14 protein-coding genes are annotated in these 15,031 nt (G+C 53.6%); 3 read left to right on the forward strand and 11 right to left on the reverse strand.

What is annotated here, in order from left to right:
- Positions 1-11: 11 nt before the first annotated feature.
- The 7 genes from MKX42_RS20015 to MKX42_RS20045 form a co-directional block, all read right to left on the reverse strand.
- Positions 12-1,823: an LTA synthase family protein gene (locus tag MKX42_RS20015; RefSeq protein WP_340754036.1), complete on the reverse strand. Its 1,812-nt coding sequence runs from the start codon at positions 1,821-1,823 to the stop codon at positions 12-14.
- A gap of 582 nt (positions 1,824-2,405) precedes the next feature.
- Complete coding sequence (locus MKX42_RS20020) at positions 2,406-3,398, reverse strand: aldose 1-epimerase (protein WP_340754037.1); 993 nt, start codon at positions 3,396-3,398, stop codon at positions 2,406-2,408.
- A gap of 82 nt (positions 3,399-3,480) precedes the next feature.
- Positions 3,481-4,203, reverse strand: a complete 723-nt coding sequence (locus tag MKX42_RS20025) for an MgtC/SapB family protein (RefSeq protein ID WP_340757746.1) — start codon at positions 4,201-4,203, stop codon at positions 3,481-3,483.
- Positions 4,204-4,442: 239 nt separating this feature from the next.
- Positions 4,443-5,234, reverse strand: a complete 792-nt coding sequence (locus tag MKX42_RS20030) for an SDR family oxidoreductase (protein ID WP_340754038.1) — start codon at positions 5,232-5,234, stop codon at positions 4,443-4,445.
- Positions 5,235-5,411: 177 nt separating this feature from the next.
- Positions 5,412-6,206 carry an ABC transporter ATP-binding protein gene (locus tag MKX42_RS20035; protein ID WP_209985520.1) on the reverse strand — a complete coding sequence of 265 codons (795 nt, stop codon included), beginning with the start codon at positions 6,204-6,206 and terminating at the stop codon, positions 5,412-5,414.
- Positions 6,193-7,122 carry an ABC transporter permease gene (locus MKX42_RS20040; protein WP_340754039.1) on the reverse strand — a complete coding sequence of 310 codons (930 nt, stop codon included), beginning with the start codon at positions 7,120-7,122 and terminating at the stop codon, positions 6,193-6,195. Before MKX42_RS20040 ends, MKX42_RS20035 begins: the two co-directional genes overlap by 14 nt.
- A gap of 69 nt (positions 7,123-7,191) precedes the next feature.
- Entirely contained in the window at positions 7,192-8,268 is a 1,077-nt protein-coding gene (locus MKX42_RS20045) for an ABC transporter substrate-binding protein (protein ID WP_340754040.1), read from the reverse strand.
- A gap of 326 nt (positions 8,269-8,594) precedes the next feature.
- On the opposite strand from MKX42_RS20045, the gene MKX42_RS20050 reads away from it, so the two are divergent.
- Positions 8,595-9,530, forward strand: coding sequence for a C40 family peptidase (locus tag MKX42_RS20050; protein WP_340754041.1), 936 nt, complete (start codon positions 8,595-8,597; stop codon positions 9,528-9,530).
- A gap of 148 nt (positions 9,531-9,678) precedes the next feature.
- Here MKX42_RS20050 and MKX42_RS20055 read toward each other — a convergent pair whose 3' ends face one another.
- Positions 9,679-10,104, reverse strand: coding sequence for a DUF2500 domain-containing protein (locus MKX42_RS20055; protein ID WP_340754042.1), 426 nt, complete (start codon positions 10,102-10,104; stop codon positions 9,679-9,681).
- Between the two features lie 182 nt (positions 10,105-10,286).
- Between MKX42_RS20055 and MKX42_RS20060 the strand changes: the two genes are divergently transcribed.
- Complete coding sequence (locus MKX42_RS20060) at positions 10,287-10,661, forward strand: hypothetical protein (protein WP_340754043.1); 375 nt, start codon at positions 10,287-10,289, stop codon at positions 10,659-10,661.
- A gap of 61 nt (positions 10,662-10,722) precedes the next feature.
- Positions 10,723-11,595, forward strand: coding sequence for a YitT family protein (locus MKX42_RS20065; protein WP_340754044.1), 873 nt, complete (start codon positions 10,723-10,725; stop codon positions 11,593-11,595).
- Positions 11,596-11,708: 113 nt separating this feature from the next.
- On the opposite strand, the gene MKX42_RS20070 is transcribed toward MKX42_RS20065, so the two are convergent.
- From MKX42_RS20070 to MKX42_RS20080, 3 genes are all read right to left on the reverse strand, one after another.
- Positions 11,709-11,996: a stage VI sporulation protein F gene (locus tag MKX42_RS20070; protein WP_036729378.1), complete on the reverse strand. Its 288-nt coding sequence runs from the start codon at positions 11,994-11,996 to the stop codon at positions 11,709-11,711.
- Between the two features lie 66 nt (positions 11,997-12,062).
- Positions 12,063-14,114 carry an ATP-dependent DNA helicase RecG gene (recG, locus tag MKX42_RS20075; protein WP_340754045.1) on the reverse strand — a complete coding sequence of 684 codons (2,052 nt, stop codon included), beginning with the start codon at positions 14,112-14,114 and terminating at the stop codon, positions 12,063-12,065.
- 15 nt (positions 14,115-14,129) lie between these two features.
- Positions 14,130-14,990: a DegV family protein gene (locus MKX42_RS20080; RefSeq protein WP_340754046.1), complete on the reverse strand. Its 861-nt coding sequence runs from the start codon at positions 14,988-14,990 to the stop codon at positions 14,130-14,132.
- Positions 14,991-15,031 lie beyond the last annotated feature (41 nt).

Here is a 15,031-nt window from a genome sequence, read left to right on the forward strand (position 1 = left end):
CGGCGGAGTGCTCAGAACATCAGAGATTCCGCGTATTTCTCCCCTTCCAGCAGATCATATTCTACCAGACGGTAGTCATTCAGTAGCTCCTGCTGCTCCGGGGTCAGCTCCTTCAGGATTCCCTTATCGCCTGCACCGATCAGCACCTGCTTGCTGAGTCCAGGAATTTCCGCTTGCACTTGATCCAGCAGCTTGTAGAAGACTGGCAGCGTCTGCCCGGATAACCGGAAGACTGCAGGACCGAGAAAGGCCGGGCTAAGCGTCCCGAGCGGCTCCTTGCCGATCTCAAAGTTAGCGAGTACCAGCAGCTTCGTCTCATGCTTCAGCCTTGGCTCCTGATCCCAGCCTGCTGCGGTATAGATCCCGGCGCTGAGCGCGGGCAGATGATCTCCCCAGAACACCGCAATGGTGGGCCGCTTGATCTTCAGCAGCTCCTGCTGGAGATAAGCCATGGCCTCGTCTGTCAGCTTAGTATCCTGTACATAAGTCTCCAGCTCATCCTTCTGCTCCGGCAGGCCGCCTTGGACGGTGATAGTGTTCGGTCCGTTCACGCCTTTGACGAATGGAAAATGATTCTGCATCGTCACCAGATGCAGAAATGCCGGGCCCGATGCCGTTTGAAGCTGCCGGACTGCCTCTTTTACAGCCGCTTTATCCGAGATATACCCCTTTGGAGTCAGGCGGTCAGCGTCCGGCAGATCCTTCTCACTCGTGAAGCGGTCGAAGCCCAGCAGCGGATAGACACGGTTCCGGTTATAGAAGGTCTCATCGAACGGATGCAACGCCAGTGCTTCATAACCTCTGTCCTTCAGAATACTGACGATCGAGGGCAGGGAGGACATTTTGACGATGCGCTGCTGATAAGGAATCGTTCCATCCCCCATAAAATACATCGACAGCCCGGTCAGGGCTTCGAACTCCACATTAGCCGTATTGCCGCCGAATTCCGGGGACAGCAAATAACCGGACGGCGTCTGCCCCGCCACCCCATGGATGAACTTCAGCGGATCTTCGCTTAATGTATACCCAGGCAGGCGCGTAGGATCAAAGAATGCCTCATTCATCATAAACATAATGTTCGGCTCTTCCTTCGGCACAGCTTGCAACGGCGCATCCGGCAATGCCGAATACTTGGCAGCCACCGCTTCCACCGCTTCACGGCTGTAGCCCTCCGGCTTGTCCATCAGGCTCTGCCGCAGATTCCCGGCGAAGGCATACACAAACCCGTTCTGGGTATAATTCACCTTCTGATTCCAGAAGATGTTTTGATAGTTCATTGCTGCAACCACAGGATATTGACCGGTGACCAGCACAAGAAACCAAGCGCTTAGCCCCACAGATATTCCCGCCAGAGTCACGCGTAAGGACAATCTGATCCGGTTCTTCGGCAGCTTCATAATCACAAAGACCAGACCGCCAACAAGCAGAACAGTGGCCCCTATAGCAAACGGAGTGATTATCCCGCTGGTAATCTTGCTCATGCCTTCGGCATTCTTCAGCAGCATCAGATCCCACGGAAACAGCGGTTCGCCTCTCGTAGCCAGCTTCTGATCACTGGCAATCCCCAGCAGCACGAACAGCGCCGAGACGACTGCCGGTCCCGCATACACATTCGGCACAATTACCGAACTTAAGAGCAAGATGAAGAAAATAAACAGGCTTCCTGTACAATACAACCAAGGAAAGGCGCCAACCCACTTTAGCGCATGGAGCACATCCATCCGAAAAGAAGCCAACTGCAAAAACAAATTCAGCCCAAACCCTACAGCAAGCAAAATAATCAATAAATACGACAAACGCTTAGATGGCAATAACCGTGACAAGTTCATTCACTCCTAACTGTTAAAGGAGTAGTATACGCCTTTTAGCTTAAAGCTGCCTTAAAATTCAGTAGCCAAATGGGCACACCCTCTGTTGATCTCCTGCGTCACCATGATTTGGATAGGAAATGTGCGCTTGTTAGAGTATCCCTCTCCAAAAAAAACTATCAACGAAGTAGATGAAGGATAATAAATGGAAAAACATATCTTAATATTCCGGTTTCTACCGACTTTACTGATGCAATTGGAAAAACTACATCTATTCAAGCGGGTTAGGCTCTTTTGCAGGAAATCCGTTTCAACAAGTGCTATTTTTCCAACTGCTTCTCGCCCAGCCTTCTTCCGCCGACCAGTAAGTGGATTTTTTCCAGCTGTCTCTGCTTCAAATAGCACTCAATAAGGCGGATGAGCTTACAGCCCGTAACCCCCCGCAAAAAGAGAGCAGCATCCAAACATCAGACGCTGCTCTCTTTTCTATTCTCATCCCAGCGGGATAGCTTGAGTTTGTATGATACACTCAGGAAATACAAACCTAACAGCGGCCGGAAGCCCAAATATTCACCGGAATGACGCCTGTGCCTAAGCCTACTTCACGTATATCCGGCTGCTTTCCTCCCAATATTCCCCAGGCTCCAGCCCGAACAAGCCGATGTCATCAGCAGGCAGATCCACCTTCGGGGCGTTCACGAGGTTGATCTGCGGCTCTGGGCAGAAGAATCCTTCGGCCCCGCCGTTGTTCCAGATCATCCATTGCTTATACGAGGTTCCCACATCATATACCAGTGTAACTCCAGCCTTACTGTCGGTGAGCTCCATCCGGTTCCGTCCATTCTGGGCGGCTGCGGTGTAGTGGTTGTCCATCGACGCGTAGAACGGATATAATCCTTCGCCGCGCAGAGCCACCTCATCGGCAGTCAGCTCCTGGAATTTGCCGGTTGGCAGCATCCGCTCGTTAAGCTCCCAACGTTCGCCGATCGTCAGCTTAACACGGTAATCCTGCGCGCTGCTGCCTGGTGCGAATGGAGCATTGATAGCCGTGTGGAACGCCAGCAGGCAAGGCATCAGCACATCGCCGTCATTGTGGACCAGCAACTGCTGGGACAGGCCGCCTTCACCGAGCGTGTAGCGCAGCTTGACCGTGTATTTGAACGGCAGGTACTGATAGGACGGATGATTCTCATCCACCTTAATGGCAACAGTGACGAAGCTTTCGCTTGTGCCGGTGCCGAATTCCTCTACCTCCCATGCAGCAGTATGTAGGAACCCGTGCAGATGGTTGCCGGTCTTGGCTTCATTAACAGGCAGATGGTAGGTCTGTCCGTTCCACGGGAACTCTCCATCCTCATAACGGTTCGGCGGGAATAACACAGGAATGCCGTGAATGCCCGGGTTAGCCTTGAATGCTTCCATCTCCTCCGCGCCCGGCTCATGCAGGAAACGGTAACCGCTCTCAGTATCACGGAAGCAGATCAGATTCCCGCCGATGCCTGGCAGAATAGCCGCTTCATAACGGCCGGCCTTCAGCCAGACAGCAGCTTCGCCCTCATAGTGTCCTTCAAATGCTGTAATCGATGTCATTACATTAATCCCCTTCCATATGTTCGAAATGACTCTCTCATAGATAGAGTACCACATCTGCCGGAATGGCAACATGCCATTTTTACAGCTGCTCCACTTCGACACTCATGACATGCTCGATTTTTTTGACATCATAATAGATTTCCGTAGCGTAATCCTTGTCTGGCGCAGAAACGACCATGTCGATCATCTGCCTGCCATCCTCAAGATCCTTGATTTTCATCCGCCGGATGGTCCGGCCGGTTTTGCGCGTTTTGCGCTGGTCGGTCATGACATTCCGCTGCTCAATCTTTTGAATAACATCAGTAAGAATATAGTTCGGTTCCATAATGATTTTGATGGAGATCTCGTGCTTGTTCAGCACTTCGGGTCCGATGGCCTTGATTAGATGAGGTACCGCGTTGACCGCAAACATAAGCAGCACCACCGCATAACCCGCCTCTACAAAAAATCCCGCGCCGACTGCAATCCCGATACCGGATGCTGTCCAGATCAGTGCTGCCGAGGTCAGCCCGGAGATGGCATCTCCGCCTCTGCGCAGAATAACACCCGCTCCCAAAAAACCGATACCGCTGACGATCTGCGCCGCCAGACGCATTGGGTCCATGCTCGGATGCTCCGGTCCGCCGAATTTGTCATACGCATGAATAGATACCAGGGTTACCAGACAGCTGGCGATGCTGATGACCATACTGGTCCGGATTCCCAGCGGTTTCTGTTTCAATTGGCGGTCAATGCCGATGAACAGCCCGAACAGCATGGCCACCAGCAGCTTAATGATTGATTCCGTATGCAGCAGGTCCATATTCATAATTAATTCCCTCCTTTCTCGCCCGTCATGGCACATAGAATCAGTATACCTGAAATACGCTGCAATCTTTACTGAAATTTTCTGCCCCCGCTCAAAAAAAAGAAACGGACGCGTATCCCCGCTAACCGGGAGCTTCAGGCAGTACTGCCTGAGGCTCCGGCAAGGAACATCGTCCGCTTCAGAGAAGACCTCACTTATCCCATCATATGAGCGATGAGTGACTTATAGAAGGATTAGCCGTGCAGAAGCGATTCTGCTCCGTCACAGTAGATTTCCGTACCCGTAATGTGATCCGAATCCTCAGAAGCCAGGAACAGCGCCAGCTTGGCCACCTGATCCGGACGCCCCGGCCCCTTCTCCAGCGGCTGCCCGCCATCCGGGAACTCCACTTCAATCTGCACTTCCTTCAGATCATCCGAAGGATAGGTATTATCATCTATATTCGTGGTAATGGCTCCCGGACAGATAGCGTTTACACGAATCTTGTACTGGGCCAGCTCAAGCGCAGCCATCTTCATAAAAGCCACCTGACCCGCCTTGGTTGTACTATAGGCAGAGAACCCGACATTGGAGAATACCCGGTTGCCGTTGATCGAGCTGTTGATCAGAATACTGCCGCCCTTCTTCTTAAGATGGGGGATGGCATATTTGACGGTGGCGAAGGTGCCCCGCAGATTAATCTGAATCGTCTGATCCCATGACTCAATGTCCATCGTCTCAATCGGTGTCATGGCGCCGTTGATCCCGGCATTGGCGAAGACCACATCCAGTTGTCCCCACTTCCGGACAACCTGCTTAACAGCATGCTCCACCTGCTGCGGATCAGCAATATCACATTCAAACACTTCGGCTTCTCCGCCCTCTTGCTTGATCTGAGCGGCCACCTTCTCCGCATTCTCCACCGTCCGGTCCAGAAGTGCCACCTTGGCCCCGCTTCTGGCGAACTCCAGCACAGATGCCCGGCCGATGCCTGAGCCGCCTCCTGTAACAATTGCTACCTTGCCTTCCAGTTTCTTAGCAGTCATATATGCAGTCGCCTCCATTGGTGTTTGATGTTCAAGTTATGATCTTTCCCTTAACTTTACCTCTCATACGCGGAAGTGAATCGGAGCAGCGAGCCACACATGGCAAAAAAGCTTGACCCGCTGCCGGTTAAACCGGCGGCAGATCAAGCTATAGCGCTAAGGAATAATGATCCCGAATCAGCCCAGCATCATCCGGTCGTCAGCCAGCTTATGGCCGCTGATCGCTTCGAATTCGCCAAGCAGACGCTCTACCGTCAGATCCTTCTTGCGCGTCTCATCGAAATCGAGGATGATCGACCCTTTATCCATCATAATGAGCCGGTTGCCCAGCCGGATCGCCTGATCCATATTATGGGTAACCATCAGCGTAGTCAGCTTCATCTCGCGGACAATCGATTCCGTTAGCGTGGTGATCAGTTCGGCGCGCGAAGGGTCCAGCGCAGCTGTATGCTCATCCAGCAGCAGAATCTGCGGCTGGGTGAAAGTCGCCATCAGCAGGCTCAGCGCCTGCCGCTCGCCTCCTGAGAGCAGCCCCACCTTGGCCCGCAGCCGGTCCTCCAGGCCGATGCCCAGGCGGCTGAGCTGTTCGCGGAACAGCGTACGTCTCTGCGCATTGACACCCAAGGACAGCCCGCGGGGCTTGCCGCGCTTGTAGGCCATGGCCAGGTTCTCCTCAATGGTCATATGCGGCGCAGTCCCGGCCATCGGGTCCTGGAAGACCCGGCCGATCCAGCGTGCTCGCTGGTACTCCGCCAGATGGCTGATCGAGCTGCCTTCAATACGCGCTTCCCCCAGATCGGGCTTCATCACGCCTGAGATAATATTCATCAGTGTAGATTTGCCGGCACCGTTACTGCCGATAATCGTTACGAAATCGCCCGCGTTCAGTTCAAGATCGATCCCCAGCAGCGCGACCTTCTCATCCGGCGAGCCGGGGTTGAACAGCTTACATACATTGTCAAGCTTCAACATTGGCGGCCCCTCCTCTCTGCTTACTGCGCTGAGCCAGCTCAGCAAGCTCTGCGGTCCGTCTGCGGGCCGTGCTCTTCTGCTTCACATACCGCTGAACCGACGGGAAGACGAGGGCAATAATGACGATAATTGCGGTGATCAGCTTGAGGTCGGAAGCCTTGAGCCAAGGTACCCGGAGTGCCAGAGCGACAACGATCCGGTACACGATGGAGCCGAGCAGCACAGCCAGTGTCGCCCGGAAGACGTTCTTCGCACCGAAGATCGCTTCCCCGATAATCACCGACGCAAGCCCGATGACAATCATCCCGATCCCCATCGACGCATCGGCGAAGGTAGAGTACTGGGCGATCAATGCACCCGAGAGCGCCACCAGCCCGTTCGACAGGCTGATCCCCAGAATGGTTGTTGTATCCGTGTTCACCCCGAAGCTGCGGATCATCCGCGAGTTGTCGCCGGTAGCCCGCAGGGCCAGTCCCAGATCAGTACGCAGGAACAGATCCATCAGGATTTTGACCAGTACAACGATAAAAGGCATGACCAGCAGCGGATTCATGGAGCTGAATAACGTATCCTCCCCCATCAGGGAGACATTCGGCTTATCCAGAATCCGCAGATTGATCGAATACAAGGCAATCATCATCAAAATCCCGGACAACAGCCCGTTGATTTTACCTTTGGTATGGAGCAGACCGGTACACATCCCTGCCGCCATTCCCCCGAGCATTGCGCACAAGGTCGCCAAAAGCGGAGTATAACCGCTGCTGATCATCACTGCAGCAATCGCGCCGCCGGTTGTGAAGCTTCCATCCACCGTCAGATCAGGAAAATCCAGAATACGGAAGGTAATATACACCCCAAGTGCCATGAATGCGTAGAGCAGGCCCATTTCCAGAGCCCCGATTAATGAATTATACATTGCTGACTTCCTCCCTCAAGCGGCAAAGGGCGCCCAGCTCGGACGCACCCTGTTTATGAACTTTGTAGGTTATTGAATAATATTATTACCCGGGTCAGCCACTTCAGCCTTCATGGCATCAGTCACTTCAATTCCCTGTGCTGCCGCTGCCTTGAGGTTAAGAACCAAGTCCAGCTTCTCCTGCATGATTACCTTCATATCGCCGGGGCTTTTTCCGTTCTTAAGCACTTCTACCGCCATTTGGCCGACCTGGTAGCCATGATCATAGTATTTGAAGCCTACCGTAGCAAAAGCACCCTTCTCCACCGTATCACGGTCTGCTGAGAAGAACGGAAGCTTGTTGTCGTTAGCCGTCTGGATAATCGAGTCTACGCCGCTAACAACAGAGTTATCAAGCGTAATGTACAGCGCATCTACACGCCCTACAAGCGATTCCGCAGCCTGCTTCACTTCCGAAGTATTGGTAGTCGCCGCCTTCACCAGCTCAATCCCGTGCTTGTCCAGTTCACCCTTGGCGATATCCGCCATAACTACAGCGTTCGGCTCCCCTTCATTTATGACAAGGCCCAGCTTCTTCACCTTGGGGAACTGCGTGGCAATGAAGTTCATCAGGCGGGTAATCGACTCAGGATTGGTATCGGATACACCGGACACATTGCCTCCGGGGTGCTCCAGATCACTTACAATTTTGGCATCAAGAGGGTCGGTTACGGCAGCGAACAGAATCGGAGTGTCCTTCACGTTCTGCACGACAGCCTGAGCCGAAGGCGTTGCAATCCCCAGCACCAGATCGTTCTTGTCACCGGCAATCTTCTGGGCAATGGACAGGTTGTTGGCCTGATCGGCCTGAGCGTTCTGAAGATCCACCTTCAGATTCTCCCCTTCAACAATCCCTGCATCCTTCAGTGCGGCCAGGAATCCCTCACGGGTAGCGTCCAGTGACGGATGCTCAACGTATTGCGAGATGGCAATCTTGTAGGACTTGGCATCGCCGGAGCCTGCATTTGAGGCTGGAGCTTCCGTCGCTGCGGCCGGGGCATTCCCGGTGCCCGCGTCATTCTTCACTGCTGCATTATTGTTCCCGCAACCGGCAGCTACGAGCATCAAGGCCATACTAAGCCCCATCCAAATCTTCTTCGTCTTCATCAGATAACCCCTCTTCTTGTACGGGTTCAGCGCGAGAACCTGGGCTAGCGGTCCAGCATTATCGCTTTCATCTTTAAAAGCATTAAAGCGAAGGCCCGTACCCTGTCCACATCCGCTCCCCGAATCTATTAAACATATATTATATGTAGGTTGAATTCCCGTCAATCATTTAAGTGGGGTCCATATTTTACAAAATGCGCACAATGAATGTCCACTCGCTTCAACAATCTGCAGTTTATCTTGACATTGTTTGCTAAAGCCTGCAGCACATAAAAAAAGCGGTCCTGCACAAACTTACCTTAAAGTTTGAAGATGGAGCGTGCCCAATGCCAATAATCAATCTGCATACAAGCAAAATTTTATTATCCTCCGCCATTCTAGTTACCGCCATTACGGGAACAACCGCCTGCAGCTACACCAGCAAGGACAGTACTCCCAAGGTTAACTCGCTGACCCCAACCGGAACATTTGCGGGCAGCTATTATGAGAAGAATTCTTTTACCGACAAGGAAGGCAAGTACTGGATTCCGCTCAAACCGGCTGCCGCCTCCATCGGCTTCCGGATGAAGGATGACACGGCAAGCGGCGGCTATACCAAGCTCGGCTATAGTGATGTCATGTATATGCTGCGGCCGGATTCCAGCCAAGTGTTCTCACTCGGCCAGAAAATCACCCTTCTTGATGTCCCTATCCGCCGTGAAGGCCAAATCTACATCACCCCTACCGCCTTATCCAAGCTGCTGCAGACAGAGGTCGGGTGGAATCCCGTTACCGGCGAGATTAATATCGCGACTCCTTCCGACAGGGAGAGTACAGAGGACTCCGGTAAGGTGGAGGCTGCGAAGCCGCTGCGGATTCAGAGTGTATCAAATGTGGACACGGGCGAGCTGGTCGCATATGCCAAGAAATTTCTCGGTGTCCCATACGATTTTGGTGCTGGCTCCTATGAGGAGACCAAGCGCTTCGACTGCTCGTCCTTTACACGCCATGTCTTTAAGAAGTTCGGGGTAGATCTGCCCCGGCTGGCCAAAGATCAGGACAACATCGGCAGACGGGTGTCACGCAGCTCGCTGGAGCCCGGCGATCTGATCTTCTTCACCGTACCCGGACGTTTCGAGAGCGACGCCGTTCCCGGTCACGTCGGTATCTACATCGGCGGCGGGAATTTCATTCACACCTGGGGTGACCCCGGCGTACAGATTAGTGAGCTGGACAGCGGATACTGGAGCAACGTAATTCTGCACATGCAGCGCGTGCTCTAGACCCGGACACAATAAAAGCAAGGAAGACTGCCCGCGCTCGCTTACTTAGCGACCGGTTCACTTCCTTGCATTTTTTTGCTGCAAATCATTGTTATTCCAAAGGTTGCTCCCAGCTGTTCATGGAAGCATTCTCCGTTCAATTCAATAATCACCTGCTGACCCCGCTGTCCCTCTGCATCCCCGCCCGCACGAACCCTTTGAACCGGCTGCCTTGGTACGACAGCTCTCCCCGGTCTCCCTCTACAATCATGGCATACGCCTTCGGCTTCACTTCAAGCTCTCTACGGCTGCCATTATGGAATTCAAAGGTCACATAATAACTCGTATGAGTCCCCATATGGCCTCTTCCGCCCCAGACCTCTGTCCGTTTGGCTACTGCCGTAACGACCCTTGATTGCAGAGGACTGGTCTGGTTCGTCAACCAGGTCTTGAGCCCTCTCCAAATAGTATATGCAACAAAGCCTGCAATCAGCAGCAGAATGAGTTTTAACAAGAACGGCCCCTCCGTGAAAAATCCGCTCTGGCTGCTGGCCGCTGCCGGGTACAAACCGTTAAATACGCCTGCATTATGCAAATTAACCGCTCCTTCCGAACATTTTTTCACAAAAAGTTCAATTTACTAAAGAATACGCAGCGTAGCAGCTCCGGTTTCGTTATTCCGCAGTCGCAGGCATTGAAATAAAAGCCTATTATATTTGGCCCTGCTAAGATCCTATGATATGCTTTAACTACAATGTACAAAAAGGGGGTGTTCTCATGAGGAGAGATTGGACGCATCTGACGCTGCTGGACTTGCTGAAGGCTGTGTTCCTTCCGTTGCTGCTGCTGATTTTTCTGATCATGGCCCTCCAGATGCTTCACGAACAAGAGTCTAAGATGCATTCTGTAAGGCCGGACCGCTATGAGCATAAGCTGGCTCAGCCGGTACGCACCCATCATACGCAGATCTATGACACACAGCCCGCCTGGCTTGCTCCCCGTGAGAACCCGCTGACGCTGGAGTCCGGACCTCCCGGGCTGCTGCTCTGTGTATCGCTGCTCCCCTTCATTTACATCCTACTGAAGCGGCTGCTGCTGATTCCGCTCAAATATAATTCACATTTCGTAGGAGTGCGGCTATGCGCTGAATGAAGCCGCAACCACCGTAATCCGCAACACAAATACCGGTTTCCTGCTGAAAGGAGGAAATCTTATGAAAGTCAGATATAGAAATGCTGCACCCTTACGTTATTCCAAGACCTTGCGTCTGCTGTCTATTGTAGGCGGAGGATTACTAGCAGCCGTTGGTCTGGAGCTGTTCCTGATGCCGCATAAGCTGCTACCGGGCGGCATTGCCGGGTTATCCGCCCTGCTGTCCCATGTGACTGAAATGCGGCTTGGATTATTCCTGTTCCTGTTCAACCTTCCGTTTATTCTGATGTCACGCAGGCAGATTAATCTCCGCTTTGCCTTGTATACGATGCTTGGTCTGATTTGTCTAACAGCAGGGTCCCTGGCCCTGCACCATTTCCCGGCGGCAATCAGTGAGCCGCTGCCCGCGGCTATTGCGGGGGGACTATGCCTCGGGTTCGGCCTGGGCATCTCTGTGCGCTTCGGCGGACTGACCGCAGGAAGCGAGAAGCAGAGCGTACGGCTGCTGAACGGAGGGCCGCCCAAATCGGCTGAGATGCCGATTATGCTGTTCAACATGCTCATCCTGCTCTACGGCGGATCATTATTCGGCTGGGATCAGGCGATGTACAGTATCATCGCGTACCTGCTCGCCTTTGAAGCGCTGCGGTTCTCCTTAAGGGACCTCTCGCTCACGCAGGCGGTGTTCATTACAAGCAGCAAATGCGAGGAAATCCGCCGCAAGCTCCAGCAGTCGCTGGACCGCGAGGTGAAGCTCGTAAAATCCACAGGACCGGAGGGGGAGCCAGGTACGGTATTCTGTTTTGCCAGCAGGCTGGAGGAAGAGCAGCTTGCCTCTATCGTGCATGACTGTGATCAGGACAGCAAGATTGTGATCAATGCCGCGCGGAACAACCGGATCTCAGCGCTTTTCCGCAATAAGCCGCCGGGCTGAGCCGTATGGCCTTCCAGGACGGCGCAGAACAAGTAAAAAGCGTTCCCGTCTGTTACTTACGGGAACGCTTTTTGGATTGCAAGCCAATCGGAGATTCCTGAATCCCGCCATTCTCAGCGGAACATCCCCCATAAGCGGATTAAGTGAAACGTATTGTTCGGATCAATCTTTTGGGCGATGACGAATTTCACAATTTGCTCTTCCTGTGCGTTCGTCAGCTTCTCATGCATCACCGACGACGCATTACGCACCAGCTTACGCACCACTGCTGTATCCTGCAGCTCCTGTTTGGAGATGCCGGTAATCATATTCTTGACGCGTTCCTTGACCGCCGGATTCTTCATCTTCAGCTTGATGCGATCCACCAGCTGGGGACTGATTCCATATTGCTGATAACCCAAGTACAGCACCTCCTGTCATATCCAATCATTCACAGTATATGAAGGCAGGTGCCCAGATGTGCCTGTTCAGTCAATTAAATCCCCCTGGAAAATTTGTTCCTGCTGCAAATACCCGCGCAGCGGCGCAACATCCGCCGAGGTCCAGAATGAAGCCTCCCGCAGCAGCACAGCAGCATCATCGCGCGCCAGCTCCAGCGTCTCGAAGTCAGCGGTCATATCCGCCAGACGGAATTCGGGCAGGCCGCTCTGCTTCGTCCCGAAGAAATCCCCCGGTCCCCGCAGCTCCAGATCCCGCCGTGACACTTCGAACCCGTCATATGTATCTGTCATCGCGGTCATCCGCTCACGACCGATCTCCGACTTCGGATCAGCCATCAGCACACAGTAGGAAGCATGTTCCCCTCTGCCGACCCGGCCGCGCAGCTGATGCAGCTGAGACAGCCCGAAGCGGTCAGCGTCCATGATGATCATCAGCGTAGCATTCGGGACATCGACACCGACCTCTACGACCGTTGTAGACACCAGAAGCTGCAGTTCGTTACTGTAGAAGTTCCGCATTACCTCGTCCTTCTCGGACGGTGTCATTCTCCCGTGAAGCAAGCCCACCTTATAATCCGGAAAAGCCTGCGACATCTGCACATGCAGATCAATCGCATTCTGCACATCCAGCTTCTCCGACTCCTCAATCAGCGGACAGATCAGGTAGGCTTGCCGCCCCTGCTCAATCTCGCGGCTGATCAGGTTCATGACCCGCTCCATCAGATCCGGCTTCACCCAGTAGGTGGTGATCGGCACACGCCCCTTCGGCCGTTCGGACAGCGTAGACACATCCATATCGCCAAAGACAGTAATCGCCAGCGTGCGCGGGATCGGAGTGGCGGTCATCGTCAGCACATCCGGGTTGTACCCCTTGCGCCGCAAGACACTGCGCTGGTTCACCCCGAAGCGGTGCTGCTCATCCGTAACCACAAGCCCCAGGCTGCGGAAGAAGACATCTTCCTGGATCAGCGCATGGGTTCCGACGACCACATCGAGCATGCCCATCTGTAGAGAGGCCAGCAGATCCTTCCGTTTGCGGCCGGTTACGCTGCCGGTAAGCAGGCCCACGGTAATACCGAAGGGCTCGAACATCCTCGTGAGCGAGCGCATATGCTGCTCTGCCAGGATTTCAGTCGGCACCATCAGTGCACCCTGAAATCCGGATCTTACAGTCGCGTAGAGCGCTATGGCCGCGAGTACAGTTTTGCCGGAGCCCACATCGCCTTGAAGCAGCCTGTTCATGCAATACCCTGAACGCATATCCTGCAGAATCTCCAGCTCCACATGCTTCTGGGCATCGGTTAGCTCAAACGGCAGGCTGCGCACGAATTGCCTTACTGTTGCATTGTCTACCGTATGAACCACGCCATCCATCCGGCCACGGTTCAGCACGCGGAAGGCTTGTACCTTCAGTTGGAACAGGAACAGCTCCTCATACACCATCCGGCGTCTTCCCTGCTGGCCCTCGCGCGTATCCTCCGGCTGATGAATCGTGGCAATGGCCCGCTTGCGTGACATGAAGTCATATTTGCGCATAATGCTGTGCGGCAGAATCTCAGGGATCAGGTCCCCGTACTGCTGCAACGCCTGACCAATAATCCGGCGAATCCAGGACTGCGTAATCTTGCCCCCGACGGAGTATACCGGCTGCAGCGTTCCTGTCTTGCCTTCGCCCCGGTCAGGGAATTCATAGTTAGTCACCGTAATCTGATTGCGCTTCTGGTCCCACTTCCCCGTCAGCACCACTTCACGGCCGACCGTCAGTTGTTCACGCGCATAATGCTGGTTGAACCACGTAGCGGTGAACATCCACGGCTCGGCCACCATCTTGCAGCTCATTCGGGATTTGCCCCCGAAGCGCTGCAGCACCGGAATGCCGATAACCTTGGCTACTACGGTCGCCTTATCGCCGTGCTTAACCTCACTGAGCGATTTTGGTCGGAAATCCTCATACCGGAAAGGGTAATACTCCAGCAGATCCTTCACAGTAAAAACGCCAAAGGCGTGAAGCTCACTTTGCTTTTGAGCGCTCACGCCAGTTATTTGTTTCACTTCAATTGAATCCAAAGTAAGCACCATGTTCATCCCCTATACTTAGGCGGGCCAGATGAATACGGCTAAGGTTCCGTTCCCGACATGGCTGCCCACAACAGGGCCGACATTGGTCAGAACCTTCTCTTTCAAGGTGAAATGTCCGGCTAATTCCCGCAGGAACTCTTCGCCGGAAGCCGGTTCAGCCGTATGACCCACGGCCACATGTATTGTATTCACACCCGGCAGATCTGCCTTGAACAGCTCGATCATGCGGGCGACTGCCTTCTTGCGCCCTCTGACCTTCTCTACCGCATAGATAATGCCTTCCGCATCAATGGACAGGATCGGCTTGATATTGAGCAGCGTACCCAGGATGGCCGATGCCTTGCCGATTCTTCCGCCCTTTTGCAGATATTCCAGTGTATCCACAAGGAAATACAGCTTGCGGGCTTGGCGCAGACTCTCCACTTTCGCAAGAATCTCTGCAGGAGCATGCCCTTGCTCCGCCAGCCGGGCGGCTTCCACAACCATGAACCCGAAGCCGTAGGAGGCGGAGAGGCTATCCACCACGGTGATAGCTTCTCCTTCCTCTTCAAGCATGGATTTGGCCAAGACAGCAGACTGATAGGTACCGCTTAAGCCGGAGGAAATATGAAAGGACAAGATTGAACTGCCCGGATGCTTGTCCTGTATACTACGGTATACATTCATATATTCTACAGGAGACGGCTGCGAAGTGGTCGGCAATTGCGGCGAGCGGGGAAGACGCTCGTAGAATTGTTCCGGAGTCATATCTACATTATCCCGAAATGCCTCTTCGCCGAACATCAGCGTCAGCGGAACGACTTCAATGCCGTACTGCTCCGCCAGAGCAGGCGGGATATCGGAGGTGCTGTCGGTAACGATTACGGTACGATTCATAATGTTCCTCCCCATACTATGATTTGGCTGCGCCACTCTGC

The sequence above is a fragment of the Paenibacillus sp. FSL R7-0204 genome (assembly GCF_038002225.1).
In the GTDB taxonomy this organism is placed as follows: Bacteria; Bacillota; Bacilli; order Paenibacillales; family Paenibacillaceae; genus Paenibacillus_AQ.

Coding starts and splice junctions, on each gene's coding strand:
- MKX42_RS20020 (WP_340754037.1), bottom strand. CDS start 3,398: ATGACATCGATTACAGCATTTGAAGGACACTATGAGGGCGAAGCTGCT.
- MKX42_RS20025 (WP_340757746.1), bottom strand. CDS start 4,203: ATGGACCTGCTGCATACGGAATCAATCATTAAGCTGCTGGTGGCCATG.
- MKX42_RS20030 (WP_340754038.1), bottom strand. CDS start 5,234: ATGACTGCTAAGAAACTGGAAGGCAAGGTAGCAATTGTTACAGGAGGC.
- MKX42_RS20035 (WP_209985520.1), bottom strand. CDS start 6,206: ATGTTGAAGCTTGACAATGTATGTAAGCTGTTCAACCCCGGCTCGCCG.
- MKX42_RS20040 (WP_340754039.1), bottom strand. CDS start 7,122: ATGTATAATTCATTAATCGGGGCTCTGGAAATGGGCCTGCTCTACGCA.
- MKX42_RS20045 (WP_340754040.1), bottom strand. CDS start 8,268: ATGAAGACGAAGAAGATTTGGATGGGGCTTAGTATGGCCTTGATGCTC.
- MKX42_RS20050 (WP_340754041.1), top strand. CDS start 8,595: ATGCCAATAATCAATCTGCATACAAGCAAAATTTTATTATCCTCCGCC.
- MKX42_RS20060 (WP_340754043.1), top strand. CDS start 10,287: ATGAGGAGAGATTGGACGCATCTGACGCTGCTGGACTTGCTGAAGGCT.
- MKX42_RS20065 (WP_340754044.1), top strand. CDS start 10,723: ATGAAAGTCAGATATAGAAATGCTGCACCCTTACGTTATTCCAAGACC.
- recG (WP_340754045.1), bottom strand. CDS start 14,114: ATGGTGCTTACTTTGGATTCAATTGAAGTGAAACAAATAACTGGCGTG.
- MKX42_RS20080 (WP_340754046.1), bottom strand. CDS start 14,990: ATGAATCGTACCGTAATCGTTACCGACAGCACCTCCGATATCCCGCCT.